Origin of the sequence: Streptomyces sp. NPDC001852 (genome assembly GCF_042891825.1) — a bacterium.
Lineage (GTDB): Bacteria > Actinomycetota > Actinomycetes > Streptomycetales > Streptomycetaceae > Streptomyces.
This window is the reverse complement of the sequence record NZ_JBIATN010000096.1, coordinates 1-1,343: the sequence shown is the minus strand read 5'-3', so window position 1 is coordinate 1,343 and position 1,343 is coordinate 1. Positions and strand designations below refer to the sequence as shown.

The following is a 1,343-nucleotide window of genomic DNA, read 5'->3' as shown; positions in this document are numbered from 1 at the left end:
GTCCGGCCGACCATGGTGGCGGGTTTGACGATGCGGTCGAAGTCCTTGGCACTGATGTAGCCGGAGTCCACCGCTGCCGCGCGCAGGGTGGTGTCCTCGTCGTTGGCCTTGTGGGCGATCGCGGAGGCCTTGTCGTAGCCGATCACGGGCGAGAGTGCGGTGACCAGCATGAGGGACCGGTCGACGTAGGCGTCGATCTGGTCCCGGTTCAGCTGGATGCCCTCAACGCAGTATTCGCGCATCTTGGTGCAGGCGTCGGCGAGGATGCCGGCCGCGTGCAGAAAGTTGTTGATGATGACCGGGCGCATGGCGTTGAGTTCGAAGTTGCCCTGGGTGCCGGCGAAGGCGATGGCCTCGTCCTCGGACAGCACCTGGATGCAGACCATGACCATGGCCTCGCACTGGGTCGGGTTGACCTTGCCCGGCATGATCGAGGAACCGGGCTCGTTCGCCGGGAGGATGAGTTCGTCGAGTCCGCAGCGGGGTCCGGAGGCCAGCCACCGGATGTCGTTGGCGATCTTCATCAGGGGCACCGCCAGGGCCCGCAGCCCGGCGGACGCGCCGGCCATGGCATCCAGGCCGCCCTGGGCCGCGAACTTGTTCTGCGCGGTGGTGAACGGGTACCCGGTCGCCTCGGCGATCTCGGCCGCGACCTGCTCGCCGAATCCGGGTGGGGCGTTGAGCCCCGTTCCCACTGCGGTGCCGCCCATGGCGAGCTCGTAGAGGCCCTCGGCGGCGCTGGTCACCCGGTCGATGGCTTGTTGCAGTTGGTGGGCGTAGCCGGACCATTCCTGCCCCACGGTGAGGGGGACGGCGTCCTCCAGGTGGGTGCGGCCGATCTTCACCACGTCGTGCCATTGCCGGGCCTTGTCGTCGATGGCGCGCTGCAGGGCCCGCACGCTGGGCAACAGGTGCTCGTGGATCTCCTTGACCGCGGCGATGTGCATGGCGGTGGGGAAGGTGTCGTTGGAGGACTGCCCCATGTTGACGTGGTCGTTGGGATGGACCGGGGATTTGCTGCCCAGTTCCCCGCCGGCCAGCTGGATGGCGCGGTTGCTGATCACCTCGTTGGTGTTCATGTTGGACTGTGTCCCCGAGCCCGTCTGCCACACGTACAACGGGAAGTGGTCGTCCAGTTCACCCGCGATGACTTCGTCGGCCACCCGCTTGATCAGGTCGGCCTTCCAGCGGGGGAGGCGCCCGGCGCGCCCGTTGACGGAGGCGGCGGCCTTCTTGACGTAGCCGTAGGCGTGGTAGACCGCCTTGGGCATCCGGTCGTCCCCGATGGAGAAGTGGATCAGGGAGCGCTGGGTCTGGGCGCCCCAGTAGCGGTCCGCGGGGAC

The 1,343-nt window shown here is 67.8% G+C and carries 1 protein-coding gene; it reads right to left on the bottom strand.

The genetic code is table 11. The features are described 5' to 3' along the window. A partial coding sequence (gene fumC / locus ACFYZB_RS46750; RefSeq protein WP_388768284.1) for a class II fumarate hydratase occupies positions 1-1,343 on the bottom strand: 1,343 nt, incomplete at both ends.